The following is a 302-nucleotide window of genomic DNA, read 5'->3' on the forward strand; positions in this document are numbered from 1 at the left end:
CTGTTAACCTTGGTCGTTTCAGTAGGCGGTTATGGATATTATATGTATAAAAGTGTTCAAGGAACGGTTGACAATAAAATGCACCAACCTCTGGAACGCGAAAAATCTGAGAAACGTTTTGAAGTAGTTAATATAGAAGAAAGTGAACCATTATCTTTCTTATTAATGGGTGTGGATGCTAGAAGTACAGACCGTGGTCGTACAGATACTATTATTGTACTAACTGTTAATCAAAATGATAATTCAATGAAGATGTTAAGTATTCCTCGAGATACTCGCACTGAAATTATCGGTCGTGGTTT

Annotated in this window: 1 protein-coding gene; it reads left to right on the top strand. The window is 35.8% G+C overall.

Features of this window, described 5'->3' with window-relative positions; genetic code table 11:
• Positions 1-42 precede the first annotated feature (42 nt).
• The coding region (locus tag AOA62_RS05115; RefSeq protein WP_218244073.1) for an LCP family protein at positions 43-302 on the top strand (260 nt) is incomplete at its 3' end.

Origin of the sequence: Pseudomonas sp. 2995-3 (assembly GCF_002742565.1) — a bacterium.
Lineage (GTDB): Bacteria > Pseudomonadota > Gammaproteobacteria > Pseudomonadales > Pseudomonadaceae > Aquipseudomonas > Aquipseudomonas edaphica.